Source organism: Nocardiopsis sp. N85 (genome assembly GCF_028882275.1).
Classification (GTDB): Bacteria; Actinomycetota; Actinomycetes; order Streptosporangiales; family Streptosporangiaceae; genus Nocardiopsis; species Nocardiopsis lambiniae.
In genome coordinates this window covers 1-26,408 of sequence record NZ_JARBUT010000006.1, presented here as the reverse complement: position 1 = coordinate 26,408, position 26,408 = coordinate 1, and the positions used below count along the sequence as shown (strand labels likewise).

Sequence of the window (26,408 nt, the reverse complement as noted above, 5' to 3'; positions counted from 1 at the left end):
GAGCCATCAGCTCTACCGAGTCGCCAACGCTGGAGACGGACATCGGTGCAGGGGCTGGTGTTGACGGTTCCGCTGCTCTCGGTTCTCTGTGGCGGAACGTTGTGGAGGGAACCACCGCCGAAGCCGTCACCGCTTTCCGGCTGGCGGACCGGCGCGCGGGCGGCGGCCACCTCTACGCGCTGGTCATGCGCTATCTCTCCTCCCGGGTCGGTCCTGCCTTGGTCTCGGAAAGCGGTACCCCCACCACCTTCGTCGCTGCGGCGGGGCTGACGGAGATGGCCGGGTGGATGGCCCACGACGCAGGCCGCGATGACGTCGCCGCCAACCACTTCCAACGGGCGTTGAACCTGGCCCGAGCCGGAGAAGCGGGTTCCCTCACCGCACAGATCTGGGCCAGTCGCGCCCACCTGGCACTGCATCGCGATGACACTGAGAACGCGCTGCTCGCCGCCGAACAAGCCTGGCGACAACTCGATGGCACCGAGGACACCGCGCTACGCGGCAGGGCATTGGCCATGCTCACCCGTGCCCACGCCGCCCGCGGAGACGCGACCACCGCCCGAACCTTTCTCCGTCAAGGAGAGCACCTGCTGTCCGTACCGATCTCCCCACCCGCTTCGGAATGGACCAGCCCCTTCGACCTGGCATCGTTGGCCAGTGAAACGGCCCGGAGCATGTGCGACCTGGACGACCACACCGCCGCCGTCGAACACGCCCATCACGCTTTGAACCTGCGTTCCCCCGAACGGGTTCGGGCCCGCGTGCTCGCCTCCCTGACCCTGGCCCGAGCTTTGATCGGCCAGCACAAAGTGGATGAGGCGGCCGGCCTCGTCGCGGAAGCGGGGACCGCGATCGCTGAGGTGGGGTCGGCCGTGGCCAGCGCCCGCTTCCAGGAGGTGCGTGCGGCGTTGGCCTCTTATCGCAACGTTCCTGCGGTCGCTACCGTGCTGTCCCAGACGGGGAAAGCTCCATACGGGTCGCCGGCACCGACCTTGAACCGGAGCGGGTGAACAGGCGAAGGGGTACACGATGGCCGACGACGGTAGAGAAGAAGAACCCCTCTACGTTCGCGACCCAGCGGCCTGGCGCCGCACGCTTGCCGAGGGCAACCGGTTCCAGGCCCGCAAGCGCGTCGCCGCCAAAGTCGTCCTGCACGACGAACAGGGCCGCCTGCTACTGGTCGATCCCACCTACAAACCCTTCTGGGACCTTCCCGGTGGCATGGCCGAGGCCAACGAATCCCCGCACGAGGCCGCCCTGCGCGAAGTGCGCGAGGAACTCGGCCTGGACCTCGTCCTGGGGGATCTGCTGTGCGTGGAGTGGGCCCCGCCCCGCGACCCCTGGGATGACCTGCTCATGTTCGTCTTCGACGGTGGAACACTGACCCCCGAGCGCGCAGCGAACCTGCACCCGGTGGATCCCGAGGTCGGCGACATCGGATGGTTCACCCCCGAGCAGGCGTCACAGTGCCTTCGCGAAGACGTCTGGGCCCGCACCCATCAAGCTCTGATCGCGTTGGAGAACAAGACCACCGTCTATCTCACCCCCGACAGATGAGCACCTCCACCACCAGGTTCAGCCCGATCGGCGGTCCGCACCCCAACTGCGTTGGTCAGGTCGTCGCCCCAAGCGAGACCCCCTGAATCGAACACCGCGCATAAATCGAACATGGAGAATATGCGCGTGCGCATAGGTCGTCACCCTCCGGCGCGGGACACTGCAACCGTCCCTGTCCCGCCGAACGGCACGGCCCTTGTGGTCGGTCGTCGGCATCCGCCGATCGTTGGGAGACCCCTGTGTCCGCCACCTCCACGACCGATACGATCCGGGCGCGCGAGGCGATGGTCGACGCCATCGTCGCCGACCACACCCGGCTCGGGCAGCGATCCCTGTCCTGGGCCGTGGAGCAGGCCCTGCGGACCGTGCCCCGGCACACGTTCCTGCCGGGGCTTCCCTCAGCCGAGGCCTACGACCACGAGCAGGCGGTGGTCACCAAGGAGGAGAACGGGCTGGCCCTCAGCTCGGTCTCGGCACCCTCGATCATCGCGACCATGCTGCACCGGGCCGACCTGCACCCGGGCCAGCGCGTCCTGGAGATCGGCTCCGGCGGCTACAACGCCGCCCTGATCCGCGAACTCGTCGGTCCCACCGGTCAGGTCACCTCCATCGACATCGACCCGGACGTCATCGCCCGCGCCGAACGGTGCCTGGCCGACGCTGCTGTCGAAAGCGTGCACCTGGCGGTCGCAGACGGAGAACACGGCTTCGCGGTCCGTGCCCCGTTCGACCGCATCATCGTCACCGTCGGGGCCTGGGACCTGTCCCCAGCCTGGGACGCCCAGCTCGCCCCCGACGGGCGCCTGGTCGTCCCGATGCGAGTACGCGGACTCACCCGCTGCCTCACCCTGGAACGCACCGCCGCCTACGGCCACTGGCGAGCCGTGGCCGTGGACCCGTGCGGGTTCGTTCGCATGCAGGGCGCGGGCGAGCACTGGGAACCCATGCCCCTGCTCCACGAACCCGACGGCGCCCAGGTGGGCCTGCGCCTGGAGGATGGGCCGCGGCCCGACATCGACGCACTGCGCACCGCCCTCACCACCGATCCCGCCGAGTCCTGGTCCGGGGTGACGGTCGGAGCCGAGGAGGCCACCGACGGCCTGGACCTGTTCCTAGCCTCGGTGGCCGATGGTTGGGCGCTGCTGACCGCCCAGCGCGGGGCGATCCAGGCCGGGTTGATCCGCCCCATCGTCCTGACCGGCACCCCGGCTTTGGTCGACACCGACGGGGCGAGCTTCGCTTACCGCATCCTGCGTCGGATCCCCGGCCAGGAGAAGTGGGAGTTCGGCGCCGTCGGCCAAGGCCCCCACGCCACCCGGGTCGCCCAGCAACTGACCGACCTGATCAGCCGCTGGGACGGCGACCACCGGGGCGGCCCCGGCCCGCACATCGAGCTGTTTCCCGCCTCCACTCCCGCCGCCGACCTGCCCCCAGGGCGGGTCGTGACCAAACGTCACACCCACACGGTCCTGAACTGGGACCGCCGACCCTACGAATGGCCAGACCAAACCCACAAAGAAAGGTAGAGCCCTTCCATGAGCACCCTCCTCGCCGACCGCACCGACACCGGACTGGTGCCCCTCGGACGCGACCGCGCCCTGCGCACCACGACGACCGACCCGTTCGACCTGGACCTGCGGGTGGAGGTCCCGGTCGTGGACCAGTCCCTGTGGTCGATGACCAACGACGGCTGCGGCCAGACCTGCCAGTCCGCCTGCGCGCCCAGTTGCACCGACAACGGCTGATCCACTTTCGCACCGGGGCGCGCCCTTTCACCTCAACGGGGTGGGGCGCGCCCCTCGTTCGCCCCCGATGACGTGGAACGGAGCACCATGTACGCCCCTCTCGCCACGATCACCCCCTCCCTACGTGCAGCGACTCGACTGCGGACCCGTCTTCCTGCCTACCCCGACCCTGCCACCGGGTCACCGGCCGAGCTGCGCGCTTGGATCACCGGCCTCGGCGACGACCGCGAACTGATGAGGGCGCTGCGCATCGCCAGTCCCTCCCTGGACGCAGCCGTGCAGCGCATGGCCGCCCCCGATCAGCTAGAGGAGGCGCGGGTACGGCGCACCGCCTTCACGGTGGTGCGGTACCTGCTGCGTGCCCACTGCCGGGCGACACCGTTCGGGCTGTTCGCCGGAGTCGCCCCTCTCACCTTGGGAGCTGAGACCTCCGTGACCTGGCATGGACCTCACCAGGAGGTACCCCGGCTCGGGACAGGGAAGGCACGGGGCCAGTTCTCGCAAGCCAGTGGAGAAGTGGAGCGATCCGTGGTGCTGGCGCAGACAGTCCGCGTCCATGGGGAACGCCTGTGCCTGGACCATCGCCCCCACCCGAACGCCCCTGACCAGGCCGCTGCCGTCTCACTGCGGCTGACCTCGGCCGTCTCCCTGCTGGCGAAAACAGCGCACACGCCGGTCCCGCTCGCACACCTGCACAAGACACTCGCCACAGCCTTCCCCGATGCTCCCGAGGAGAAGACGACCGCTCTGGTGGAGCACCTCCTCGACCAGCGCCTGCTCCTCGACTCGGCGGCAGCACCGCCTTCACCTCAGAGCGCCTTGTCCCACGGTGGCTCGGACGCGGAGACGGTCGATGTCCGTATCCGCGCCACCGTCACCGTTCACCGGAACGTGGCACAGGAAGCGGCCCGCGCCACCGCCGTTGCCGCCCGACTGTCTCCACATCCCGAAGGCCCGCCCGCCTGGGCCGACTACCACCGGCGCTGTCTGGAGACCTACGGCCAGAACGCCCGGGTCGACCTGCTCACCCTGACCGGCCCGGCGGGCCTGGGCTACCCCTCCTCCTACCGGCACACGCGCCTTCCCGCACCACCTCCGGCGTCCGGGAAACTCGACGCGGCCTTTGTGGAAGCCGCGGCCACCGCCGCACTCCACGGTCAAACTGAACTGGACCTGGACGACCCGACCTGGGCACACCTGATGGCGCGCACACCGAAAGCCGTCCCCGCCCACGCCGAGATCCGTGCTCACCTGGCCGCCGCCTCACCGGCCGACGTGGACCAAGGCCGCTACCGGCTGTGGGTCACCGGTATCTCCAAAGGGGCGGGCACTCTCACCGGACGCTTCGCCCACCTCGACGGCATGGACACCACTGTTGCCGCTTCCGGCCTGCCGACCCTCACCCAGGCCGCTCTCCCGGTCCAGGTACTCGCCCCGCCCATGGCCGACACCGCCGCCCACCTGTGCAGGACACCTGTTCTCGCCCCTACGGTGCTGCCCATCGACGTCCACCCGCCCACCGACCTCGACACCGAGGTCCTCCACCCCGAGGATCTCGCCGTTCGCATCGATCCGGATCACCTGCGGCTGGTCCACGCCCCCACCGGGCGGGTGCTGGAGCCGTTCCACCCCACCGCGTTGAACGTCCTGGGTTACACCCACCCGTTGGCCCGGTTCGTCACCGAACTACCGCGCGCCCGCACTGCGCTCTATTTGACCTGCGATCCTTGGCCCGAACCGCTGCGTCGGCTGCCGTTCCTTCCCCGGCTCCGCGCCGGCCGCACCGTCCTGGCGCCGGCCCGCTGGCGCCTGACCCCCGCCACCTGGTCGACCGCCCGCACTCGTACCCACCTGCCGCTACCCCGTTACGCGGCACTGGTCGAAGGCGAACGCCACCTGCCCCTGGACCTGGAAGACGCCGCCCACCGCTCCCTCGTGGACACTCACCTCTACCGACACGGCCACGTGATCCTCACCGAGACACCGTCCCCCGAAGACTTCGCCTGGTGTGACGGGCACGCACACGAACTCGTCCTCCCCATCGGCACCACCACACCACCCACACGACTCCCGGCCACCGTTACCGTCCGCACCGCAGTAGAACGCGAGGCCACCGGAAACGCATGGGTCTCCGCGCACCTGTACGCCGACCCGTCCCTGTTCCCCCAGATCCTGGCCGAACTCCCCGCTCTGGAACACCGCACCGGGGACGAACTCCGCTTCTGGTTCGTGCGCTACCGCGACCACCACGGCCCGCACCTACGACTCCGCCTGCACTCCACCGGCCACACCGCCCTCCACCAGGCCGTTACCTCCTGGGGCCACGACCTGGTCGGTGCCGGACTGCTCCACGACCTGGCCCTGCACACCTACCGCCCCGAATACGACCGCTACGGTCACGGCCCCGTTATGAAGGTCGCCGAGAACGCCTTCGTCCACGACAGTCGCGCAGCCATCGCGCAACACCACACCACGTACGGCGACCCTTCCCAGGGTCGAGCCTTGGCGGCCCTGTCCCTGCTGCGCATCGCCGACGCCATGGGCGCCGACACCAAATGGACCGTCGCTGCCCTGCCCCGCCCCCGAAACCCCGTGGACCGCGCGACCCTGGCCATCGCCCGACACCTGCTCACCCACCCCGAAGGCCTTCCCGCCCCGGTCACTGCCACTTGGGGTGAACGCGACCACGTCCTGGCCGCCTACCGAAAGCGGTTGGATCACCCGCTGCGGGTCGTGTCGTCCCTGTGGCACATGCACCACAACCGTGCCCACGGCCCCGACCGCGATGACGAACACGACCTGCTCGCCCTCACCCGATCCCTCGGCCTGGCCCGCCGTCACCTGGAGCACCCCGACGATGACCGCACCTGACAGCATCCTCACCGCCACGGACACGTCGCCGCTGTCCCTGAACGGCGGAACGCTGGGAACGGCCCTGCTGTACCTGGCCACCGGCTCCCCACCCGAAACCGTGCACACCCTCCTACGCACGGCGCTGGCCGACGGCCCCATCGACCCAGCCAGCCGCAACACCCTGTTCCACGGGCTGCCCGCGGTCGCCTTCCTTCTTTCCCTGACCCCTCCCGAGGGTTACCGCAGCGCCCGCACCACCGTCCGCGAGCACCTGATCGCCCTCACCCGCCACCGCCTGGCGGCCGCGACCCGGCGCATCGAGGACGGACGTCTCACCTCCTTCGCCGAGTACGACCTCATCACCGGACTCACCGGCATCGGCGTCGCCCTCCGCAGCATCGACCCTGACGGCGACCTTCTTGATGACCTTCTGCGCTACCTGGTGCGGCTCACCCGCCCGATTCGCCACGAGCACCACGAACGACCCGGATGGTGGGTCCACCACGGACCCCAGGCACACCCGGACCCGGACTTTCCCGAGGGGCACGCCAACCTGGGCCTGGCCCACGGCATCAGCGGAGTACTGGGCTTCCTCGCCCTCACCCACCGAGACGGACGCACCGTCGACGGACACACCGAAGCGCTGGAGCGGCTGTGCGCCGCGCTGGACGAGCACGAGCACCACGACGGAGAGCGCACCTGGTGGCCTGGATGGGTCTCCACCGGCCACCCCGCGCCGCTCACCAGGCCAGGCCCGCCCTCTTGGTGCTACGGCACCCCGGGCATCGCCCGAGCCCGGCAGCTCGCCGCCCTGGCCCTCGGGGACACCCCTCGCCGCCTCCACGCCGAACAGGCCATGGACACCTGCCTGTCCGATCCCCGCCTCGTGAACCACTTCACCGACGGCGGCCTGTGCCACGGCCCCGCCGGACTGCTCCAAGTCCTTCGCCGCATGTCCGAAGACCAGCCCGCAGTTCGACCGGAGCAACGGTTGGAACGGCATCTACCGGCCGTACGCGAACACGCCGCGGCCCCGTTCCCGCACCGGGAATCGGGGCTGCTGGAAGGAAAAGAGGGGACCACCATGGCGCTGGCGGGCAGAGCATCGGCCCTGGCCTGGGACCGCTGCCTGCTCCTCGTCTGAACGCGGTAGGGGCTACCGGTTCACTCGCTGCTTGAGCGGGGCGAGCAGCCCGAACCACTCCTCGGCGGGGAAGTCCAGATGTCCGAGTTCGGGGTGCTGGGAGTCCCGTACAGCGTTCCCCGCCACGCTCTCGGCCACCTCGACGCAGTTCGACTGCGCCGTGCTGTAGCTGCTCTTGTACCAGGAAGAACGGAGTGTGCTGTTCATGATCATCATTCTGCGGTAGAGCCGGTGGACGTCAGGGTGTCAGGGCGTCGAGCCTCGCGTTGATCGCCTTGACGGACTCGGTGGGCGAAAGCGCCCGCTCGGAGAGCACCTTGAAGCAGGCCATGTAGGGGACGACGCTCTGCGGAGCCTCCAAGTAGACGTCACTGGTCTGCAACTCCACGTGTACCCAGGTCAGACGGTGCGTCTCCACCAGGGTGAACGCGCCGGCCAAGGCCGGGTGGGGAGCGGACAGGGGCAGGACCTGCACGGTGATCAGAGGGTGGGACATCAACTCCCGCAGCAGCTCCAGCTGCTGCGCCAGCGCCTCGGGGGCGTCCAGGGTCTGGTGGAGCGCGGCTTCGTGGATGACCGCGTGCAGGGCGGTCGGTTCCTCGGCCCGGTGGAGGATCCGCTGCCTCTGCCTGCGCACGGCGATGAACCGCTCCAAGGCGTCCTCGCTCAGCGCCGTGCTGCTGGTGAGGGCCACGGCCCGCCTGGCGTAGTCCTCGTGCTGAAGCAGGCCCGGGATCACGCTGGTCTCGTAGGTGCGCACCTCCGACGCCGTCGCCTCCAGACGGAGCAGGTCGAGGTAGGAGGGGGACAGGGTGTCGCTGTGCTCGACCCACCAGCCCCTGCGCTCGGCCTCCACTTCGCCCGCGACGGCGATCAGGGTCTCCCGGGCGTCACGGTCCTCCACCCCGTAGGCGTCGAGCAGGGGACGCACGTCGCGCGCGGGGAGAGCGACGACACCGTTCTCGATGCGGCTGAGAGAAGCCGTCGACCGCTGGGCCGCGCGCGAGGCCTCCTGGAGAGAGAAGCCCGCTTCGCGGCGCAGGGCTTCCAGGTGGGTTCCCAACCAGCGCTGGCGCAGGGACGGTTCGTCGGGCACGAAAGCTCCTGGTGGTCATGATCGCGGAGACGGCCCTCTCTGGTCGGGCCGCAGCTGGCTTGGCCCCAGAATGCCATAGTTCCTGTGCGTAAATTTTTCTCTCAGAAAACATTGCTGAACGTAATCGAGTCGTGCATGCTGGTGGTGCGGTGACTCAGCCCGCCGGGTCGCTCCCACTGTTGGGGGAGCGGATGCCGGGTTGCCCACCGCTTGCGTTGGCCGGCCCCGATGGGCCGACCTGAACGTTCTTCTCTGAGAAAGGAATCGCGCCATGGTTCCCATGAGCGCCGTAGGCCCCCATGACCCGGGCACCACTGAACTCCCGCCGCTGCCGCAGGCCACCCTGCCGCTGTGGGACGTGGTCCCCGCCCGGGCCCGGCACTACTTCCACCACGCCCCCGACCGGGGCGCCTACACCACCCGCCGCTACGAGTTCGGGTCCAGCCTCGAACTCCTGCCGCTGGTACGCGCATTCCTCAACACCTGCGCGGCCCACCGCGACGCCGACTACCGGTACCTGTTCACCCTGCTCGGCTCGGAGCTGGTCAACAACGCCCTGACCCATTCCCGCTCCGGGCACCCCCACGGCCGCTACGCCCTCACCTGCCGACGCCGAGGCAACGGGCTCCACCTGACCTGCGCCGACCAGGGCGACGCCTCGGGCCGGACCACCCCGGCGGGGGAGACCCACCACCTGGTTCCCGACCCGCAAAGGCTGGCCCCCGAGGCCGAGCACGGTCGTGGGCTGGCCATGCTCGACGCCCTGGCCACCGGCTGGGGTGACAACGGCATCGCGGACCTGCGGCAGGTGTGGTTCTTCCTCGCCTACGACCTCACCGACAACCGGTGGACCCAGGCTTCCTGAGAAGAACCAAGGCCTCCAAGAACAGGGGCGACGCCTTCGTGAGGTGCTCGAAGGTGCGGGAAGCGCAGCACTGCGGGGTCAATGACACCCGCACGAGAGGCCACCTCTGCAACTGAAAAACACAGGTGCCCCGACCGGTGCGCGAACACCGGGCCGGGGCGCGATCACCACCTGAACCGACCAGGAGGAGACCGTGGAACACCCTACTACCGGTCGCCACAGGCGGCCCTGCGACAGCATGGCCGGGCGTGTGTGGGCGCTGACCGCCGCGCTGCTGGCCACCGCCCTGGCCGCACTCTTCGACCCCCGCCCGCCCCGGTTGCCCCGCCGGGTCCCGCGCGCACTGCCCGCAGCACCCCCGTCCGTCACCGCCTCCAGGAAGGGCGACCTGCTCGCCGACCACCTCGGTTTCCCCGAACAGCACGTTTGGGAGAGCGGAGTGTCCGCCGCCTCGGCCCGTTGGGAGCAGGCCTACCGTGACCGCTCCGCCCCGTTCGAGGCTGAGGACCGGGTGGACGTCGACCCCGACCTGGTCGCGGGTGCTCTGGTGCGCCCCTACCTCAACCTCGGCTCCGTTCCGCGCCCCCGCCCGGCCGAGCCGAAGGACTACCCGGCCACGCCCCCGGTCCCCGACGAGGAGGAGTTCGCGGAGCTGGCCGACCGCATCCGCGCCTACCTGGCGCTGCGGGGATGAGAACGCCGTGAACGAACTGTGGGCGTCTTCTCCTGTGGGAGGGGACGCTCCTCAGTGCTTTTCTTTGCTCCCTCGAGTGCCCTCCCGTATTCGTCGATCAATGGCTGCGAGGAAAGCATTCCTGGTTGCTTTCCGGGAAGTCGGGGCGGTGGTTGGGCTTCTCGGGGTGTCGGTTTTGTGGCTTTTGCGGGGTGGGCCTGTGACTGGGCCCTTCGGGGGGCCTGTGACCGGGTCGATGGGTGGGCCTATTAGAACGGCCCACCCTGTGCGCGTTATCAGTGCAGGTCGAAGCCGCTCCGGGTGGGCCTTTCGCAATCCAGACACATACCCAAGTGGGCAGTTCCTCTTCACGTAGGGCGGGGCGGCCCCGAGGGCGGCGGATCTCGGACCGCGCCCCTCGGCGGCGCACTTCCATGCGGGTCGCCTCCCCTTGTGCTGTTTTCTCCAGCGCTCTGCATTCCCTGGACTTGGTCTCTCGAAAACACATTCTCGAAAACGCTGGAAAACGACCGTTCCGGGGTGGTGGCGTGCCAGGTCGAGGTGGTTGATGCACACACGAGGCGGTGCGCTGGCCGTCACCTGGTCCGCGCGCCGGGGTACTGCTCCTGGCGGATCGGGGCGGGCTGTGCGAGGACTCCTCGCTGACGCGGTCCGGGGGCGGAAGATCCCGAGCGTAGGGAGACCGCCGGTCTGGTCGGACCGAGCGACAAGAGGGGTGCGTCGGGTTCTCGGGCGTGGTGACATTCCCGCTTGAAGGGGGTTCCTGTGACTACGCCGGTGGCCGTGCGTGTGACTACGCCTGTGACTACGCCCTTGCCTGCGCGTGTGGCCACGCCGGTGCCCCCAGGGGCACAACCGCCCGGATATCGCGCATTCTTGCAGCTCACAGCGTATTTGAGTGTGTCTCGCGGGTCCAGACTCCTACCCAGTGGGTGGTCGACTTCACGTAGGGCGGCGGGCACCCCCCGACAGGACGGCGGATCGGTCTGTGCCCTCGACCGCGCTCCGCCGTGCGGGTCGCCTCTCGCTCCTGTTGCCTTCATCGCTCTGCGTCCCTGTCCTCGGTCTCTTGGAAGAACACTCCTGCTTCAAAGCGACCGGTTCGGGGCGGTGGTCGACGTACCAGAACGAGGAGGCTGATGCATACGCCGAGACGGTGCGCGGGCCTCCACCTGGTCCGCGCGCCGGGGCGCTGCTCCTGGCGGACGGGAGCGTGTCGCTGGACTGCTCCTCGTTCGGTGTCGCATCGAGGGGCCGGAGCACCTTCCTCATAGGACATGAAGAGAAAAAGAGAAGCAGAACCCACACCCAGGGGTTCCCGGTACGACTTCTCCGGGTGCGCCCGTGGCCCGCGCCCTCTGCTGGGAGTGCGCGGCCGTCGGCGTTCGCGGGCGGCGCGGGGCGGTTGTGCGGCGTTCAGCGCCCCCACACGGCCCGGAAACCGGCGACAGGCCGGGTGGGGGCGGTGCTGCGGGTTCGGGGGCGGACGCGGCCACTGTGGGCCGCCTCCGCGGAATCGGACATGGTGCCCGTTTTCGAGTGTGCCCGCCGGGTGGAGCGCGGGTCCGGTGGGTGTTCTGGCCAATCCGCTTGCATTGCTCGGCGAGGTCGAGCGTGGATGCACAGTGCCCCGCACGACGCGGGGTCGCGCGGCGTGTTCGTGCAGTTCAGAGGTGGGGAGGAGGTGGGTGCGGTGAATCGGGATGCTCCGGTGAGGCTGGCCGAGATCACCTCGCTGCCGGTGGCCCTGAGTCCGGTTCAGGCGGGGCGGTTGCTCGGGCTGGGGCGCACCACCGTCTACCGGCTCCTCCGCGAGGAGGCCTTCCCGGTCCCTGTGCAGAGGGTGGGGCGCAGTTGGGTGATCCCCACTGCCGGGGTGCTGGCCTATCTCGGCCTGAACCTTCCGGCGACCTCGGCCGCCACCACTGACGGGTGCGGGTGCGGTGCGCGCGTGAATGCCACGGAAGAAAGGTGAGGGCATCGATGACCGCGTACGAGGGGTCGGTGTTCAAGCGGTGCGGGTGTCGGGAGGAGAACAGCGGCCGGGCGTTGGGGGTGAAGTGCCCGCGATTGCGGCGGGAGGACGGGGCGTGGAACCCCAGGCACGGGAACTGGTGGTTCCAGCTCGAACTGCCCCGAACCGGTGAGGGCAAGCGTCGCCAAGCCCGAAGGGGTGGCCTGGGTACTCAGGAGGAGGCCCGGCGCCAGCTCGACCACGTGAAAGCGCTGTTGGCCCTGGCCGAGGGCGAGCCGGACCTTGAAATCCATGTCGCGGACCTGATTCAGGCCGCGCTTAAGGGTCGCCGGCCTCTGCCGGAGGTGGAGGAGGTCCGCAAACGCATCGGCGCTGGTGTGGATGCCCGTCGTGAGCCTCCGCTGGCGGGGGAGTGGCTGCGCGAATGGTTGGACGGCAAGCCCGACCTCGCGGAAGGAACCCGTGCCTCCTACGACGGGCACATCCGCAAGTACCTGGTCCCGCATCTGGGGAAGGTCCGTGTGGATCGGTTGCAGGCCCGTCAAGTGGAGGCGATGTTCGCCAAGGTGGAGGAGGCGAACGTGCACATCCTGGAGTGCCGTGAATCCGAGGACCCGCAGGTGCGGAGGTCGGTGCGGGGGCGGCGGGTGATCTCGCTGTCGACCAAGCATCGGATCCGGGCCACGCTGCGCAGTGCGTTGTCGGACGCGGTCCGCTCCCCGGACCTACCGGTGTCGGTGAACATCGCCTCGCACGTACGGCTTCCGTCCTGCCCGAGGAAACGCCCCCTGGTGTGGACCGCGGACCGGGTGCGCCAGTGGGAGAAGGGCGGGACCGTACCCGGCGAGGTGATGGTCTGGACCCCCGAGCAGACCCGGACCTTCCTCCAGCACGCGAGGCGGTACACGTGGCTGTTCCCCATGTTCCACCTCATCGCCGTCAAGGGGCTGCGCCGGGGTGAGGCGGTGGGGTTGCCGTGGGCGAACACCCGGCTGGTGGACGGCCAGATCGACATCCGCGTCCAGGTCGTCCAGCTCGCCTGGGAGACCATCACCTCCACCCCCAAGAGCGCCGCAGGACAGCGCACCATCACCCTGGACGCCGACACCATCAAGATCCTGCGCGGGTGGAAGAGGTTCCAGAACGAACAACGCCTCCAGACCGGGAAGCACTGGAACCAGACCGGGTTGGTGTTCACCCGCCAAGACGGTTCGGGCTGGCATCCAGGTCAGGTCAGTGACTGGTTCTGCCGCATCGCCAAAGCCGCCGGGCTCCCGCCCATCACCTTGCACGGGCTCCGCCACGGGGCGGCCTCGCTCGCCCTGGCCGCGGGCACGGATGTGAAGGTGGTCTCCGTCGAGCTGGGCCACGCGACCACGCACTTCACCCAGGACACCTACCAGTCGGTGTACCCCGACGTGGCCAAGGCGGCGGCCGAGGCGACCGCTGCGCTGTTGCGCGGGGAGCCGGTGTCGGTCGGGTAGCGGGACGGGGGAGCACACCAGGAGCGATTCAGCGCCCCGGGCCCCGGGCTGCGTGGCGGGTTCATCCCGCCTGGCCTGGGGCTTCGCCGTGGGCGGAGGTGGCCGGCCATCGAATCAAAGGTCCCCTGGGAGTTGGGATTATTTTCTTTAGTGGCGGCGATGGCCTCTTTTGTGAGAGACTCGCCATTTCTTCCCTGAATCTTTCGAGTAGTTATTCCCAGGAAAGAGGGGGTGAGACTTATGGTTTTTCGGGTTTCTATTTTTCACTTCGAAATTAGTCGTTCCCGGAGCGGGTCTCGGGGGGTTGCTCCAAGTTCTGCTGCCTCTTTTTCTGCTCGGACTTCAGGCGATGTACCTCGGCTACGAACTCGGCAAGCTGATCCTCTTCCTCTTTGATGTGCTTGTACCTGCCTACGCCAATTTCAACGGCCTCCCATTCGCTTTCGACTGCATCGGCAGTCTGCTGAAGATAAAAACTCCTCTCTTTGTATTTGAAGTAACCCATGAAGCCGCTCGCAACGCCCACCAAAAATGTAACGAAGAGTATCGCCCAGCGAATTTCGGGGATCTGAACAACGAGCCCCGCCATGCCAGTTGCACCAAGGGAGCCGATGATAACGATCCCCTGCAAGAGGTTGTGGACATTCCTAAATTTTCTACTTTCGGTGCGGAACTGATCAATTTCTGAGTAGGCATCTTCCTTGTAGGTGATCCTTCTGACGGAAATGGAAACGCCTGCATTGGCGAGCAGTAGTTTTCGCGCATCCTTGATCTGTGAGATGACTAGCTCGATTTCCCCTTCGCTTAGTCGGCGCGAGCTTCGGCTTCGGGGTTCATCCCTGTCGGTTTCATCCTTGCCGCCGTGATCTTTTTCTCCTTGGTAGTTGAGAGGTCCTCCGGGGTCTCGTTTCAGGCGGTAGGAGTAGACGCAGAAAGCGATGGCCGTCGGTGCAGCTGGGAGCATGATCACCCCCTTTATCTCGCTGCTTATCCAGGGGACCCAGAGCATGATATACAAGGCAAGCCCCAGAAGAGGGCCGAAGAACAGAGATAGGTTGGACCACTTCCTCCTTCTCTGTGCGAAATTTAGAGCAAATTCTGCTTCGCGTACTTCGTGATTCAGGAGGAGAAGTTTTTCGTTCTCTCCAGATGTCTGGACTTCGTTCGCTGATTTTGGCGACTCTGAGGTGGTCTGATCATCTGCGCTATCCGTCAACTTGAAACCCTTCTTGTGATCGTCTAACTACGTGGGACTAGAATGATTACATTCTTGGTCATTCGAAAAAACCAGCCGGAGGAGAAGGAAAGCATTCCGCTACAGAAGTCAATAAGTCTGACGGCCTCGCTTTCTTCAAGTCCAGAAAGATCAATCGAAATAACGCGACCCTCTTTGAATCTTTCCGATATTGCGGCTACTGATGCCCTGTAGTCTGATGGCGTGAATCTCGAAACGTCGCCGAGTCGTATGTTTGGGCCTCCGTGGTCGGTTAGATTGTAGGGGCTAGTCCTTCTGATGTCCTCTAGAGCGCCTTCTTTTGAGGTCGCTCTTCTTGGTGCTGCTTGGTTTGTGCGAGTTTCTATTGGCTCCGAATAGCGTGGTTTTCTCCGGGTTGCTGAAAGCAGAAGGGTTAAAGAAATCACTAGAAGGACGCTCGGGCCCCAGTGTTGAATGAAATCGGGGATGGATTCGCCCATAGACACTCTTTTAGGGTAGCGCATGTCGATCCATTGAGAATGTCTGCGAGTCTGTGGCTGGCCACTGCTGGTCAGTGTATTGTTAATTGCCTAATTTTGTGATACTAGAGAAAGCCCTCGAGGGGTAGGGTGCACGACTCAGGACGATGCGAAGATGGGAAGCATCCAGGGTCGCAAGTGAAGGTCCACCGTGTGGCTCTAATGTTCCGCTCGTCTGCTTGCTGGCCGATTTCATGTGGCAGCGCACCGCAACCCAGCCTCCGCGCTTCGGCAGGGCTGGTGAAGCCGGGAACTTTCACTTCGGTCTTGACGGCCTGGAGTGTGCCTTCGGTGATATCTGGGCTGAAGGGCACGTGCGCGGACCAGCCTTCGCACTACGGGATGTCGCTCGCCTGGCTCCACATTTGCTCCAGTAGGTTTCCTAGCTTCGGGCTGATTGACTCCCGCACACGCTGAGGTTGGGCGAGCCTGACCACAACGCTGCGGTGAAACAAGCTTCCACTGGATTGGTATGTCGTGGAACCTCCTCCGAACCACAGCCCTGCGCCCAGCGAGGCCAGAATCACGATGGGACCGCAGCTGTCCAGCTCCACCTTGCCTTGGTCATGTGGCCGATTGTGGCTCGGGAGCTACTGTGGGGTACAGGTTTCGGCTGAATCGGCCGTATGTGGCCTGTTTGGCGGCAGGGCGCGCCCCGACCCCCGCGGGGGTCGGGGCGGCTGTGGGGCGCTGGTGGGCGGACGCGGGGCGTCCCGGGTACGCACCCGCAGGGTCACGGGAGGGCAAAGTGCTCCGGAGGTGGAGCGCCGGGTGTACGGGGGCTTGTACTGGGGAGCACACATGGAGCACTTCAGGGCCCGGAACGCGGCGAGGACCTCTTGCGAGGTCCTCGTGAAACCCCTGTGACCTGGGGTTTTGTGGCGCACCCGGCAGGATTCGAACCTGCGGCCATCGGATGAGAAGTGCCCTGGTCGCGTACCGTCACGTGTCGCTACGTGCCGTTTCGTGTCACCCCATCCGATCCGCCGTGCCGCCCGGTGCCATGTTGTGCCGCCCGGTGTCGCTCCGGTCCAAAACCGCGGAGCACGAACGGAGCACGCATGCCCAGTTGGCGGCGTCCGATGGCACCTCACGAGGTCCTCGCGAGAACGCTACTCCCGCGTCACAGAAGCCGGTCCTGGTTGTTTTCGGCTTCGACACGAACCAGGGCGACGAACCGCTCGCGGATCTTCTGGGCGTAGGCCTCCCGGTTTTCCTGGTCCACTTCATCGTTGTACGGGTCGGTCTCGGGAAGTTCGATCGGCCCGCCGTCGGTCTCAACAGCCGTAGGCTTTCAGAACGCGGATGGGTGTGCAATGCTGGGGTTCTGCTCCAAGCGGTCCGGGCTGTACCCGGACTGACACGGGCCAACGGCAACGCGGCGGGCACGTACCTCGGTCGACACGCCTCTTTAGTCTTTTCCTCCCTCCATGGGCGTGCTTGTGTGCGCCTGTGCGGCCTACACAGAGGACATTCGTGTACATCGAACGATTCATTGCCCACCACACCCCGACCAAGGCACGTATCTTCGCGCTCACCGTCGACGGCGATCACAGTCTCCGCGCCGTCACCACCTTGTCCGCCGACCAGACTCTGCTCACTGAGGAACTGGTGGATGCCCTCAATCTCCGCCTCTTCGAAGGGCGAGAAGATGATGTGAATGGCGTGCTGGAACGGCTTCCCGCGCCGGTGCAGACTGCCGTCCGTCGTTTTCTCCACGACATTGGCAAGCCTGACCCCCATGGCTACACCGACATGGGGCCCATCAGTGTCGTCCGTCAGCTCTACTTCAGCGACAATCCCGAGGAACTGGTCGAGTTCCTCGATGCGGCTTACATGATGGGATTCGGGATCCGCGTCTCGAACGAGGTCCGCAGTGACGGAGACATCGGCTGGAGCTTCGAGATGCGTTCGGAAGAGGCGTTCGTTCCGGCCAGCGCTGAGCCACGCAGTTGGCCACTGCCGGAGGACATGCGGACCATCAGGGCTTGGACCTCGCGCGAACCCACCAATGGGCATCCTGCTCGCGCGGCGTTCGCCATCGCAGACCAGGCATCTCGGCAGGGTAAGTACGTGCGTATCCACACGTTCGCTCACGGGAGCAGCGACGACCCCGAGGGCACGCTGACCTCGGAATTCGCCGTCGATGTGTTCGATGCCCCGATTCCCCCTGAGGAAGAGGAATGATTGAGAGGTAGCAACACAAAGTGAGTAGCCGTTTGTAGAGGATGATGGTGGCGGCCGCGGTGATAGCCGCGGTCCGCATACAGCCTTGCGTGCCGGGATCGCCTCCCGGCACTCGCGACGCCCATCGAGGCGTCTCTTTGCTCAAGTCGCCTGAACCCCGGATCGGTTCGGTGGCCCGGTTTTACGCTCGGACCTTGCTGTGAACCCTGTACTCCGTGTGGTTCGCGGCCCCCACCGACCGTGGCTGCCTGGTTCGTTCAAGCCCGCAGAGGGCAGATCCGTGGTGCAGCTTGTTCTTGGCCGAGAAGGCGCCTGCTGGTGGCTTCTCCCTGCCTGAAGTGGCCCGAGGGCTGCAAGGCTGTGGTTCGCCCCTCACGATGAAGAGATTCAGGGAAGGCCCTCTCTCATGGCTCAGTACCTTCAGGTCTCCACCGCTACCGAGACGCGGGAGCAGGCGGTGGAGCTGGCGAAGTCCGTTGTGGAGGCCAGGCTCACCGCCGGTGCGCAGATCATCGGGCCGGTGACCTCGGTGTTCTGGCACCTGGGCGAGTTCGGCACGGGGGAGGAGTGGCAGCTGCTGCTCAAGATCCGGGCCGACCGCTACCCCGAGGTCGAATCCCATCTGCTCGAACACCACCCTTGGAAGAACCCCGAGATCGCAGCGACCGAGATCGTCCAAGGCTCGGCGGGCTACCTGGCCTGGATCAGCGACACCACCGCACCGGAGGGTCCCTGACCGCTCTGGGCCAACTCCAAGACCGCGGTGACCTCGGGGAGATCGTGGTGCGCCCGCAGGCGCCGGAGAACCGGTTCCAGTCTCTGGCGCGGGCGCACCGACGCAACCCCCATCGACAGCTCCAACACCTGAGAGGCGACCGCGGCGGCCTGTTCCACTTCGCCTGCGGACAGGTAGGAGGCCGCCAGCCACGACGAGTACAGCGCCTTGTCCCTGGCGTGCGCATCGTCGAAACCCGCGAGCGCCTCCTCCAGAACCGGAACCGCCCGCAGAGGGCGGCCGAGTTCCGTCCAGCACCGGCCGGTCATGATCCCCAGCTCGGTGTGGTCCACCCACGACGACCAACCGGGCTGTTCTTCCCCATCAGCCGCAGCAAGGGCATCCCGCGCCGCCTCCAAAGCGCGTTCGGTGGCGGCGACATCGCCCGCGACCGCCCGAGCCCAGGCGTGGCGCTCGTGCAGCAGAGCACGGACTGTTGCGGGCGCGTGCTCGTCCACCGTGTCGCAGGCCTGAGAGGCGATGTGCGCGGCCACGTGGGGCTCGCGGTCCTGGTAGGCGAGGTAGGCCAAGGCGTTGCCGGCCAGAGCCGTGTCTCCGGCTTCGGCTGCGGCGCGGTGGCTCTCCTCGTACAGGCCTCGTGCATCATCGTGATGTCCGGCATCGAAGGCCGCCCACCCCGCCTGCTGGGCCTGCTCGGCCAGGACCGAAAGGAGAGAACGGCCGGTCTCCTCGCTGTAGTTGCACTCCCGCATCAACCGCTTGGTCGACTGGTATTCCCCGAGGTAGACCCGGCGGGTGTCCCCGCCGCCGAGGATGTCGTCCAAGCGGCGCAATCGAGCAGTCCGATCACGCAGACGTTCGACGTCATCGGCTCCGAGCCGTCCCCTCGCCTTTACCGATACGGCGGAGGTGAGCGCCACGGCCAATCCGGTTCCTGCCGAAGCCGCTAGGAATTCTCTTCTGCGCACGTTGTCGCCTTCCCCACCACGCTCCCAAGGGCGTGGTGCCAGACCGACCATATGACCGGGAATGCGCAGAGCGTCCGCGAGGGAGACGATCTTCTCGAACGTGGTGATTCTGCCCTGCCCCCGGGCGAGTAGTCCGACCCGCTCGGGTTTGATATCGCAGGCCTGCGCGATCTGGGCGTAACTGAGAGGGACCTCGGCATGGGCGATACGAAAGACCACGCCGAAGTCGTGTCGGGAGAGCGCCGCCACAACGTCACGGCGATCAAGAAACGAGGCCGGTAAGGCGGTCGGCGGCCGGTACGCGGTCATGGGGGTTCCTGCCGTACCTGCGAACACTGAACGGGCGCTCAAGACCATACCCATGATGGGGATACCTGTCCCGGGGATGTCGAAATCCCGTCCTTCCAGGAATGTGAGGAGCAGCCCGGGATCTGCCGTCGCGCTGATCTCGGCTGACCGCAGACCCGTCTCACCGTAGGAGGGGACCTTGCCTGTCACGCTCGCTCCGTTCACCCTGGAGCTGCCCGACCACCGCTTCGCCCCGGGATGGAACCGCCTCCCCGGCATCACCGTGGACGGCACCGCCCTGCACATCACCCCCGAGGACTACTTCTTCCGCCTGAACTCCACCGGCTGGCGGATCATCGACTGGGAGATGGTCACCGCCCACATGCTGCCGGTCCAGGAGAGCACCGGCACCGCCCTGGAGCAGCAGGCCCTGGAGTTCATCGACTCCCACGCCCGCACCACCCACGACCCCGCCGAGGTGCTCGCCGTCGCCTGGCAGGTGTACTCCTACCTGTTCCGGGAGGAGCACCTGCCCACCCTGGACGTGCCCGGCATCACCGTCGAGCACCTGCGCATCCTGGCGGAGGTCTCCACCCTCACCGCCCTGAACAAGGTCGATGAGGACGGCAACATCACCATCGTCGGTCCGGCCTGGTTCTTCGGCGACACCGCCCGCGTGGTCTACGACCTGGACGAGGCCACCGTGCAGGCCCTGGACGAGGTCTTCCACGGCGGCCTGTTCAACGAGAACCGCCGCATCGAATCGATCAAGGCCCACACCGCTCTGGGCGGGCGTCTGGTGCACGGCTGCCAGTCCACCCCCTCCCAGAAGGGCGGCGTCGTCGCCCCCTACGGCACCCCCATGGACCGCTTCCGCGACGACCTGGCCGGGTTCCGCGACGAGTGGATCAGGGCGGTGCGCTCCTTCGGCGACGCGGCCTGACCGGTGCATGATCGGGCCGGGACTCGCGCCGGAGCGGGTCCCGGCCTCTCCCCGAACATCTGGAGCATCAGCATGAACCCTGACGAGATCGCCCGCCTGCGCACCGAGGCCACCACCGGCCAGGGTGGTGCCCCGGCCGGGATCGAGGTGCTGCACAGCTGGGCGCTGTCCCACGTCGAACGACTCACCTTCCCCGACGGGAACACCGCCGTGTTCAAAACAGCGCGGGAGCCGTTCACCCATGAGGACGAGGCGCTCACCGCCGCCCGCCAGGCCGGGATGAGCGTCCCCCGCGTGTTGGCCTCGGTCCTGGGAACCACCACCCTGGGCATGCTCATCGAGGACCTGGGCGAGCCGGCCCGCGAGCCCACCGACGCCGACGGGGCCGCCATGGCGGTGCACCTGCACTCGGTGGCCGTCCCCGACCTGCTGCCGCCCGGCGACACCGCCTGGTTGGCGTCTCTGCCCGCCCGCGCTCTGCGCACCCTGGACGTGCTGCGCGAACACGGACGCTGGCCCGGAGCCGCCGATATCGCCGAAATGCTGGAGGCGATCGACAAGGCCGCCCCGGCGCGGGCCGAGGGCGCCATGGCGCGGCCTTTCGGGTGGGTGCACAGCGAGTTCCACCCCACCAGCCTCCTGGTCCGGGCCGACGGGCGGGTGTTCACCTACGACTTGGCCCGCGCCTTCTGCGGCCCCGGCCTGCTGGACCTGGTCTCCTGGCAGGGCACCACCACTCCCGCCGACCCGGACCGGGCCCGCGCCTTCCTGGAACGCTACGTGGAAGAAGGCGGCCCCACCCAGACCCTGGCGGACCGGGGCGGGCTGTGTGCCCAGGAGTGGGCGTTGGGCTGGCACCGGGTGTGGATCGTGGAGTGGTACCTGGCCCAGGCAGCCCAGTGGATCGCCGACCCCACCACCGACCCCGCCTATGAGCGGGCCGTGCGAGCCCACACCCGGGAAGCCGCCGAACTCCTGCACGTCTGAACCCGAGAAGAGGAACACCGACCATGCGGCACCCCCCGTACCTGCTCCTGGACGTGGACGGCGTCCTCAACCCCTTCCCCGGCCCCAGCGGCTCCCTGCCCCCACGGCACCGACCCCACCGGGTCACCTACCGCGGCGAACCGGGCATCCCGCTGTGGCTGCGCCCCGAACACGGCACCTGGATCACCGCGCTGCGCTCCACGGGCCTGGCCCACCCCGTGTGGGCCACCAGCTGGCAGGCCGACGCCCACAACGCCATCGGCCCCCGCCTGGGCCTGGCCCCCATGGACCACATCGACTTCGACCCCGACCACCCCCGCACCCGCCACCCCCACGGCTACCTGTGGAAACGCGACACCGTCGCGACCTGGGCCGAACGGCGGCCGCTGGCATGGATCGACGACGACTTCACCCCGCTCGACCACACCTGGGCCAAGGACCGCGCGGACTCCGGAGCCCCGACCCTGCTCATCCAGCCCGACCCCTACCAGGGCCTCCAACGCGAGCACATCGACGCGGTGCGCACCTGGGCGATCGCCGTCCTGCACCAGGAGAACGAGGAGAGGAGGACCGGCGATGTCCCCCGTCCCCGCACCGCTGCACCCGTGCACACCGCTGCGCACACCCCGCGGCTCCACGGTTCCCGTTGACGACGACCTCGTGCCGCTGGTCGGGTTGCTGTGGGAGCGCGGCATCGGGACTCGCTCGTGCTGCCAGGACTACGGGGACCTGTTGGCGCTGCACGCCCCCGGACTTCCGGCCGGGGACCCGGGGTGGGTCGCGTTCTTCACCGGCCGGGTGTGGGTGGAGATCGACGCCGACGCCACCGACACTCTGATGAGGGTGCTGGTCCGGGACGGGGAGCTGCGGTTGGCCATGTCCCAGTGGGGGTTACCCGGATCGTGGATGTGGGTGCGGCCCGTTCTTCCGGACCTGGTGGGAGAGGGAGCGCGTGCCGTCGGCAGCACGCACCTGTTCTTTCCCCGGGAGCACCTGGACCAGGTGGTGCGGGTGCTGCGCTCGGCGGGTCACTGATTCAAGGCTGAAGGGTGCTGCTTGATCGGAGTGAGCAGGCCGAACCACTCCCCGGAGGAGAAGTCCAGGTGCCCGAGTTCGGGGTGCTGGGAGTCTCGGACGGCGTGGCATCTTCCGAGCTCGGCGACCTCGACGCATTGGCCCTGGTTCTTCGAGTAGCTGGACTTGCGCCACTGCTCATCGGTGTTGGTCATGCTCCGCCCTCCGCGTCCTTCTCGTAGACCTTCATGATCTCCCTGATCTTCGCCGCCGAGTCCTCGGCGTCCAGGGCCAAGCCCTCCAGATAGGTCCAGGCGGTTTCACACGTGGCGATGTCGTCCGGCTTCTCCAGGTACAGGTCCCCGGCCACCGTCTCGATGTAGGGGATGGGCTTCAACGCCTCACCCGGGAGGTCCAAGATGACGAAGCTCTCGCTGGAGCCGGCATGCACTCCTTGAGCCAGAGGAAGGATCCTGATGGTCGCCTTGGCGCCTTCGACCATCTCCACCATGCGGGCGAGCTGGCGCCGCATGACGGCGGCACCTCCGACCACGCGCAGCAGCACCGACTCATCCAGGATGACGTCCAGGCTCGTTTCCTCCCGGCGCTGGTCCAGGTTCTGCTGACGTTGCAGTGTCAGGGCTCCGGGATCCAGGCCGGTCAGGACGCGTCGGATGGTGGCGCTGCTGGGAGGTCGACGGATGCCCAGTGCGGGGCAGGCGATGCGGGCTCCCAGCCGCGTCAGGGTGTGCTGGGGTGCGTTGGCCGCCCACTGACCGATCGCGGTCAGGGAACGGGCCCCGGCCGGCATCGCGCACAGGGCGATCAGGACGATGCAGCCCAGCTGGTGGCGCCGTCCCTGCCGGTGGCGGGGGTCGGCCTCCTCGTTCGTGGGTGCGCACAGGGCAGGAGAGGGCGTGGCAGACTGGGAGCGCAACGGAGTCCTTGTGAGGCCAGGGGTGTGAGAGTTCCTGACCTTCTGCCAGGGCTCCGTTGTCGCGTTCAAGGGGCTTGGCTCATCCTGACGCCCTCCTGTAACCAGGCACGATCCCATCGATCACCGACTTTGCAACACCCCTGGGCCTGAGCAGATCGCTGGGCGGGTGTCGCATCGGCTGCGGGGGCGTCTTCGTCGGGGTTCATCAGGGCGAGACGACGACATGGGAAGACGCCCGCCGGTGACGAGACCCGATCAGCTCCATCTGGCCCCACAACCTGGGCCAGCGGACGGCCCCGGGGGGCGAGGAAGTCCGCGGCCCTGTACGGGGTCACCGATGCCGTCGTGCCCGGGGTCCTGGTTTGGGGCGTGTGGGGCCACCAGCGCCCCGACGTCGGCCTCACCGGCCGTGTCCGGCCCCCGTCCCCCCAGGGCGCGCCGCTCGGGGCGGTCGGGCGGTTTGGTGGCCCCGCTCCGGCCAGCCCTGGTTCCCGTGCCGGAGGGGTGTGTGGTGGCAATGGGGCGAATCCTCATCTAACGGGTACTGGGGCGAGGTTCTTCTCCCATCGGACGGGCAATCCGTCGAATCCGCTTGACCACCTCGGCGAGGTCGAGCGTGGATGCGTGGTGCCCCGCCCGAAGCGGGGCCACGTGCCGTGTTCGCGCATTTCAGAGGTGGTGTGGAGGTGGGTGTGGTGAAGCGGGATGCTCCGGTGATGCTGGTCGAGGTCGCCTCGTTGCCGGTGGTTCTGGGCCCGGTTCAGGCGGGGTGGTTGCTCGGCCTGGAGACTCCCACCACCTCCGTCACCACCATCGGCGGGTGCGGGTGCGGGTGCGGGTGCGGTGCGCGTACGAACACCACGGAAAAGGGGTGAGCGACTGTATGGGCGCGTTTGAGGGGTCGGTGTTCAAGCGGTGTGGGTGTCGGGAGGAGAACAGTGGCCGGGCGTTGGGGGTGAGGTGCCCGAGGTTGCGGCGTGAGGACGGGGCGTGGAATCCCCGGCACGGGAACTGGTGGTTCCAGCTCGAACTGCCGCGCACCGGTGAGGGGAAGCGTCGTCAGGCGCGCAGGGGCGGTCTGGCCTCGCAGGAGGAGGCCCGGCGCCAGCTCGACCATGTGAAGGTGCTGCTGGCCCTGGCCGAAGGGGAGCCGGAGCTTGAAGTCCAGGTCGCGGACCTGATTCAGGCCGCGCTTAAGGGCCGCCGGCCTCTGCCGGAGGTGGAGGAGGTCCGTAAACGCATCGGCGCTGGTGTGGATGCCCGTCGTGAGCCGCCGCTGGTGGGGGAGTGGCTGCGCGAATGGTTGGACGGCAAGCCCGACCTCGCGGAAGGAACCCGGGCCTCCTACGACGGGCACATCCGCAAGTACCTGGTCCCGCATCTGGGGAAGGTCCGTGTGGATCGGTTGCAGGCCCGTCAAGTGGAGGCGATGTTCGCCAAGGTGGAGGAGGCGAACGTGCACATCCTGGAGTGCCGTGAATCCGAGGACCCGCAGGTGCGGAGGTCGGTGCGGGGGCGGCGGGTGATCTCGCTGTCGACCAAGCATCGGATCCGGGCCACGCTGCGCAGCGCTTTGTCGGACGCGGTCCGCTCCCCGGACCTGCCCGTCACGGTGAACATCGCCTCGCACGTGCGCCTGCCCTCCTGCCCCCGCAAACGGCCCCTGGTGTGGACGGCCGACCGGGTGCGCCGGTGGGAGAAGGATGGGACCGTGCCGGGGGAGGTGATGGTCTGGACTCCGGAGCAGACCCGTACCTTCCTGGCCCATGCGAGGAGGTACACGTGGTTGTTCCCGATGTTCCACCTCATCGCGGTCAAGGGGCTGCGCCGGGGTGAGGCGGTGGGGTTGCCGTGGGCGAACACCCGGCTGCTGGACGGGCAGATCGACATCCGCGTCCAAGTTGTGCAACTGGCCTGGGAGACGATCACCTCGACCCCCAAGAGCGCGGCGGGCCAGCGCACGATCACCCTGGACGCCGACACCGTCAAGATCCTGCGGGCATGGAAGAGGTTCCAGAACGAACACCGCCTCGCAGCAGGATCCGCTTGGACCGGTACGGGGCTGGTGTTCACCCGCCAGGACGGGTCGGACTGGCATCCGGGGCAGGTCAGTGACTGGTTCTGCCGCATCGCCAAGGCCGCCGGGCTCCCGCCCATCACCTTGCACGGACTCCGCCACGGTGCCGCATCGCTCGCCCTGGCGGCGGGAACGGACGTGAGGGTGGTGTCCTCCGAGCTGGGCCACGCGACCACGCACTTCACCCAGGACACGTATCAGTCGGTCTACCCCGACGTCGCCAAGGCCGCGGCCGAGGCGACCGCCGCGCTGCTGCGCGGTACCCCGGTGTCGGCCGGGTAGCGGGACGGGGGAGCACACCAGGAGCACCTGGACACCCCGGGCCCCGGGCCGCGCGGCGGGTCCACCCCGCCCGGCCTGGGGTTTCCCCGTGGGCGGAGGTCGCCGGCCATCGGATCAAAGGTCTCCTGGGGCGGGAGGGGCGGACCAGGATGCGGCTTCCCTCAGAGCCGTGGTGACCACGGGGGCGTCGATGGTGACCACGGCCATCTCCCACTCCTGCGACCCCGACCGGAAGTTGATGATGCGTACGTCCCCGAGTTGGTGTTCCTGGAAGGAGGACGGTTCTCGGACGGTGACCGCTTCGATCGGGGGCGGCACTGGGATGGGCGGGGCGTAGGTGAGGAACGGGCGCCATTTGCGCCATGTGAGCCGTTCGGCGGCGGCGAAGTGCATGATCAGGAGCCCTTGCCGGATGAAGCGACCCCGGCGCAGGTGGGCGACCGCTTGCAGGGGACGCCCCTGGCGGAGGTCGTGCATGTCCTGTTCAGCGACTTTCGGGTTTCCGCCTTGGACGCCCCACCACCACTGCCGGGGGTCGCGGATGACGTCCGGGATGGACCTGGTGCCTGCGGTGTTGCGCGGCTGGGGGATCATGAACCGCTTCCTGTGAGGAGCCGTGATGTCCGGGAGAGCCTACAAACCCCGTAGAGAAGGAGGAATGACAGCGGACAGTAGATACGGCTCTGATCCAATTTCTGTGAAGCCGTCACGCTCTGTCACGGCGCATCGAGGATGCGGCGGCGCAGCAGCTCGAACCCGGCACGGCCGTACCCGGCCCTCTTGAGCGCCTTGATCCGACACACGTTGCCTTCCACACGGCCGGAGCTCCACTCCAGGGTGAG

Annotated in this window: 25 protein-coding genes; 17 read left to right on the top strand and 8 right to left on the bottom strand. The window is 67.6% G+C overall.

What is annotated here, in order from left to right:
* Positions 1-101: 101 nt before the first annotated feature.
* The 6 genes from PWG71_RS10430 to PWG71_RS10405 all read left to right on the top strand — a co-directional run bounded on the left by PWG71_RS10430 (position 102) and on the right by PWG71_RS10405 (position 7,299).
* Positions 102-1,010 (top strand): hypothetical protein, encoded by a 909-nt coding sequence (locus PWG71_RS10430; RefSeq protein ID WP_274809659.1) that lies wholly within the window; start codon positions 102-104, stop codon positions 1,008-1,010.
* 19 nt (positions 1,011-1,029) lie between these two features.
* The gene (locus PWG71_RS10425) at positions 1,030-1,557 is read left to right on the top strand and encodes an NUDIX domain-containing protein (RefSeq protein ID WP_274809415.1); all 528 of its coding nucleotides are present in this window, start codon (positions 1,030-1,032) and stop codon (positions 1,555-1,557) included.
* Positions 1,558-1,796: 239 nt separating this feature from the next.
* The gene (gene fxlM / locus PWG71_RS10420; protein ID WP_274809414.1) at positions 1,797-3,083 is read left to right on the top strand and encodes a methyltransferase, FxLD system; all 1,287 of its coding nucleotides are present in this window, start codon (positions 1,797-1,799) and stop codon (positions 3,081-3,083) included.
* A 9-nt stretch (positions 3,084-3,092) separates the two neighbouring features.
* Entirely contained in the window at positions 3,093-3,302 is a 210-nt protein-coding gene (locus tag PWG71_RS10415) for an FxLD family lanthipeptide (protein WP_274809413.1), read from the top strand.
* 87 nt (positions 3,303-3,389) lie between these two features.
* Entirely contained in the window at positions 3,390-6,173 is a 2,784-nt protein-coding gene (locus PWG71_RS10410) for a lantibiotic dehydratase (protein ID WP_274809412.1), read from the top strand.
* Positions 6,160-7,299 carry a lanthionine synthetase C family protein gene (locus PWG71_RS10405; RefSeq protein WP_274809410.1) on the top strand — a complete coding sequence of 380 codons (1,140 nt, stop codon included), beginning with the start codon at positions 6,160-6,162 and terminating at the stop codon, positions 7,297-7,299. The genes PWG71_RS10410 and PWG71_RS10405 overlap by 14 nt, the downstream gene beginning before the upstream one ends.
* 12 nt (positions 7,300-7,311) lie before the next feature.
* On the opposite strand, the gene PWG71_RS10400 is transcribed toward PWG71_RS10405, so the two are convergent.
* Both PWG71_RS10400 and PWG71_RS10395 read right to left on the bottom strand, forming a co-directional pair.
* Complete coding sequence (locus tag PWG71_RS10400) at positions 7,312-7,506, bottom strand: DUF397 domain-containing protein (RefSeq protein WP_274809409.1); 195 nt, start codon at positions 7,504-7,506, stop codon at positions 7,312-7,314.
* A 31-nt stretch (positions 7,507-7,537) separates the two neighbouring features.
* Complete coding sequence (locus tag PWG71_RS10395; RefSeq protein ID WP_274809408.1) at positions 7,538-8,395, bottom strand: helix-turn-helix domain-containing protein; 858 nt, start codon at positions 8,393-8,395, stop codon at positions 7,538-7,540.
* Positions 8,396-8,666: 271 nt separating this feature from the next.
* On the opposite strand from PWG71_RS10395, the gene PWG71_RS10390 reads away from it, so the two are divergent.
* The 4 genes from PWG71_RS10390 (at position 8,667) to PWG71_RS10375 (ending at position 13,413) form a co-directional block, all read left to right on the top strand.
* Positions 8,667-9,260, top strand: coding sequence for an ATP-binding protein (locus PWG71_RS10390; RefSeq protein WP_274809407.1), 594 nt, complete (start codon positions 8,667-8,669; stop codon positions 9,258-9,260).
* Between the two features lie 193 nt (positions 9,261-9,453).
* Positions 9,454-9,954, top strand: a complete 501-nt coding sequence (locus tag PWG71_RS10385; protein WP_274809406.1) for a hypothetical protein — start codon at positions 9,454-9,456, stop codon at positions 9,952-9,954.
* A 1,654-nt stretch (positions 9,955-11,608) separates the two neighbouring features.
* On the top strand, positions 11,609-11,929 hold the full coding sequence (locus PWG71_RS10380; RefSeq protein ID WP_274809404.1) for a helix-turn-helix transcriptional regulator: 321 nt from the start codon (positions 11,609-11,611) through the stop codon (positions 11,927-11,929).
* 8 nt (positions 11,930-11,937) lie between these two features.
* Entirely contained in the window at positions 11,938-13,413 is a 1,476-nt protein-coding gene (locus PWG71_RS10375) for a tyrosine-type recombinase/integrase (protein WP_274809403.1), read from the top strand.
* 274 nt (positions 13,414-13,687) lie between these two features.
* On the opposite strand, the gene PWG71_RS10370 is transcribed toward PWG71_RS10375, so the two are convergent.
* Together PWG71_RS10370 and PWG71_RS28785 are read right to left on the bottom strand one after the other, a co-directional pair.
* Positions 13,688-14,629: an SLATT domain-containing protein gene (locus PWG71_RS10370; RefSeq protein ID WP_274809402.1), complete on the bottom strand. Its 942-nt coding sequence runs from the start codon at positions 14,627-14,629 to the stop codon at positions 13,688-13,690.
* A 23-nt stretch (positions 14,630-14,652) separates the two neighbouring features.
* On the bottom strand, positions 14,653-15,108 hold the full coding sequence (locus PWG71_RS28785) for a cell division protein SepF (protein WP_446725003.1): 456 nt from the start codon (positions 15,106-15,108) through the stop codon (positions 14,653-14,655).
* Between the two features lie 1,515 nt (positions 15,109-16,623).
* Here PWG71_RS28785 and PWG71_RS10365 point away from each other — a divergent pair.
* Together PWG71_RS10365 and cutA are read left to right on the top strand one after the other, a co-directional pair.
* A complete protein-coding gene (locus PWG71_RS10365) occupies positions 16,624-17,334 on the top strand; it encodes a hypothetical protein (RefSeq protein WP_274809401.1) in 711 nt (236 codons plus the stop codon).
* Positions 17,335-17,740: 406 nt separating this feature from the next.
* On the top strand, positions 17,741-18,070 hold the full coding sequence (gene cutA, locus PWG71_RS10360) for a divalent-cation tolerance protein CutA (protein ID WP_274809400.1): 330 nt from the start codon (positions 17,741-17,743) through the stop codon (positions 18,068-18,070).
* On the opposite strand, the gene PWG71_RS10355 is transcribed toward cutA, so the two are convergent.
* A complete protein-coding gene (locus PWG71_RS10355) occupies positions 18,025-19,536 on the bottom strand; it encodes a hypothetical protein (protein WP_274809399.1) in 1,512 nt (503 codons plus the stop codon). The two genes, cutA and PWG71_RS10355, sit on opposite strands and share 46 nt — an antisense overlap.
* Between PWG71_RS10355 and PWG71_RS10350 the strand changes: the two genes are divergently transcribed.
* The 4 genes from PWG71_RS10350 to PWG71_RS10335 all read left to right on the top strand — a co-directional run bounded on the left by PWG71_RS10350 (position 19,526) and on the right by PWG71_RS10335 (position 22,291).
* Positions 19,526-20,269 (top strand): hypothetical protein, encoded by a 744-nt coding sequence (locus tag PWG71_RS10350; RefSeq protein WP_274809398.1) that lies wholly within the window; start codon positions 19,526-19,528, stop codon positions 20,267-20,269. The two genes, PWG71_RS10355 and PWG71_RS10350, sit on opposite strands and share 11 nt — an antisense overlap.
* Positions 20,270-20,341: 72 nt before the next feature.
* On the top strand, positions 20,342-21,256 hold the full coding sequence (locus tag PWG71_RS10345; protein WP_274809397.1) for a phosphotransferase: 915 nt from the start codon (positions 20,342-20,344) through the stop codon (positions 21,254-21,256).
* Between the two features lie 23 nt (positions 21,257-21,279).
* Positions 21,280-21,906, top strand: coding sequence for an HAD domain-containing protein (locus PWG71_RS10340; protein WP_274809396.1), 627 nt, complete (start codon positions 21,280-21,282; stop codon positions 21,904-21,906).
* Positions 21,833-22,291 (top strand): hypothetical protein, encoded by a 459-nt coding sequence (locus tag PWG71_RS10335; RefSeq protein WP_274809665.1) that lies wholly within the window; start codon positions 21,833-21,835, stop codon positions 22,289-22,291. The genes PWG71_RS10340 and PWG71_RS10335 overlap by 74 nt, the downstream gene beginning before the upstream one ends.
* On the opposite strand, the gene PWG71_RS10330 is transcribed toward PWG71_RS10335, so the two are convergent.
* Both PWG71_RS10330 and PWG71_RS10325 read right to left on the bottom strand, forming a co-directional pair.
* Positions 22,285-22,485 (bottom strand): DUF397 domain-containing protein, encoded by a 201-nt coding sequence (locus tag PWG71_RS10330; protein ID WP_274809395.1) that lies wholly within the window; start codon positions 22,483-22,485, stop codon positions 22,285-22,287. The genes PWG71_RS10335 and PWG71_RS10330 overlap by 7 nt on opposite strands.
* Entirely contained in the window at positions 22,482-23,207 is a 726-nt protein-coding gene (locus PWG71_RS10325; protein WP_274809393.1) for a Scr1 family TA system antitoxin-like transcriptional regulator, read from the bottom strand. Before PWG71_RS10325 ends, PWG71_RS10330 begins: the two co-directional genes overlap by 4 nt.
* An 883-nt stretch (positions 23,208-24,090) precedes the next feature.
* Here PWG71_RS10325 and PWG71_RS10320 point away from each other — a divergent pair.
* Positions 24,091-25,566, top strand: coding sequence for a tyrosine-type recombinase/integrase (locus PWG71_RS10320; protein ID WP_274809392.1), 1,476 nt, complete (start codon positions 24,091-24,093; stop codon positions 25,564-25,566).
* A gap of 114 nt (positions 25,567-25,680) precedes the next feature.
* Here PWG71_RS10320 and PWG71_RS10315 read toward each other — a convergent pair whose 3' ends face one another.
* Positions 25,681-26,160, bottom strand: coding sequence for a hypothetical protein (locus tag PWG71_RS10315; protein ID WP_274809391.1), 480 nt, complete (start codon positions 26,158-26,160; stop codon positions 25,681-25,683).
* Between the last annotated feature and the right edge of the window lie 248 nt (positions 26,161-26,408).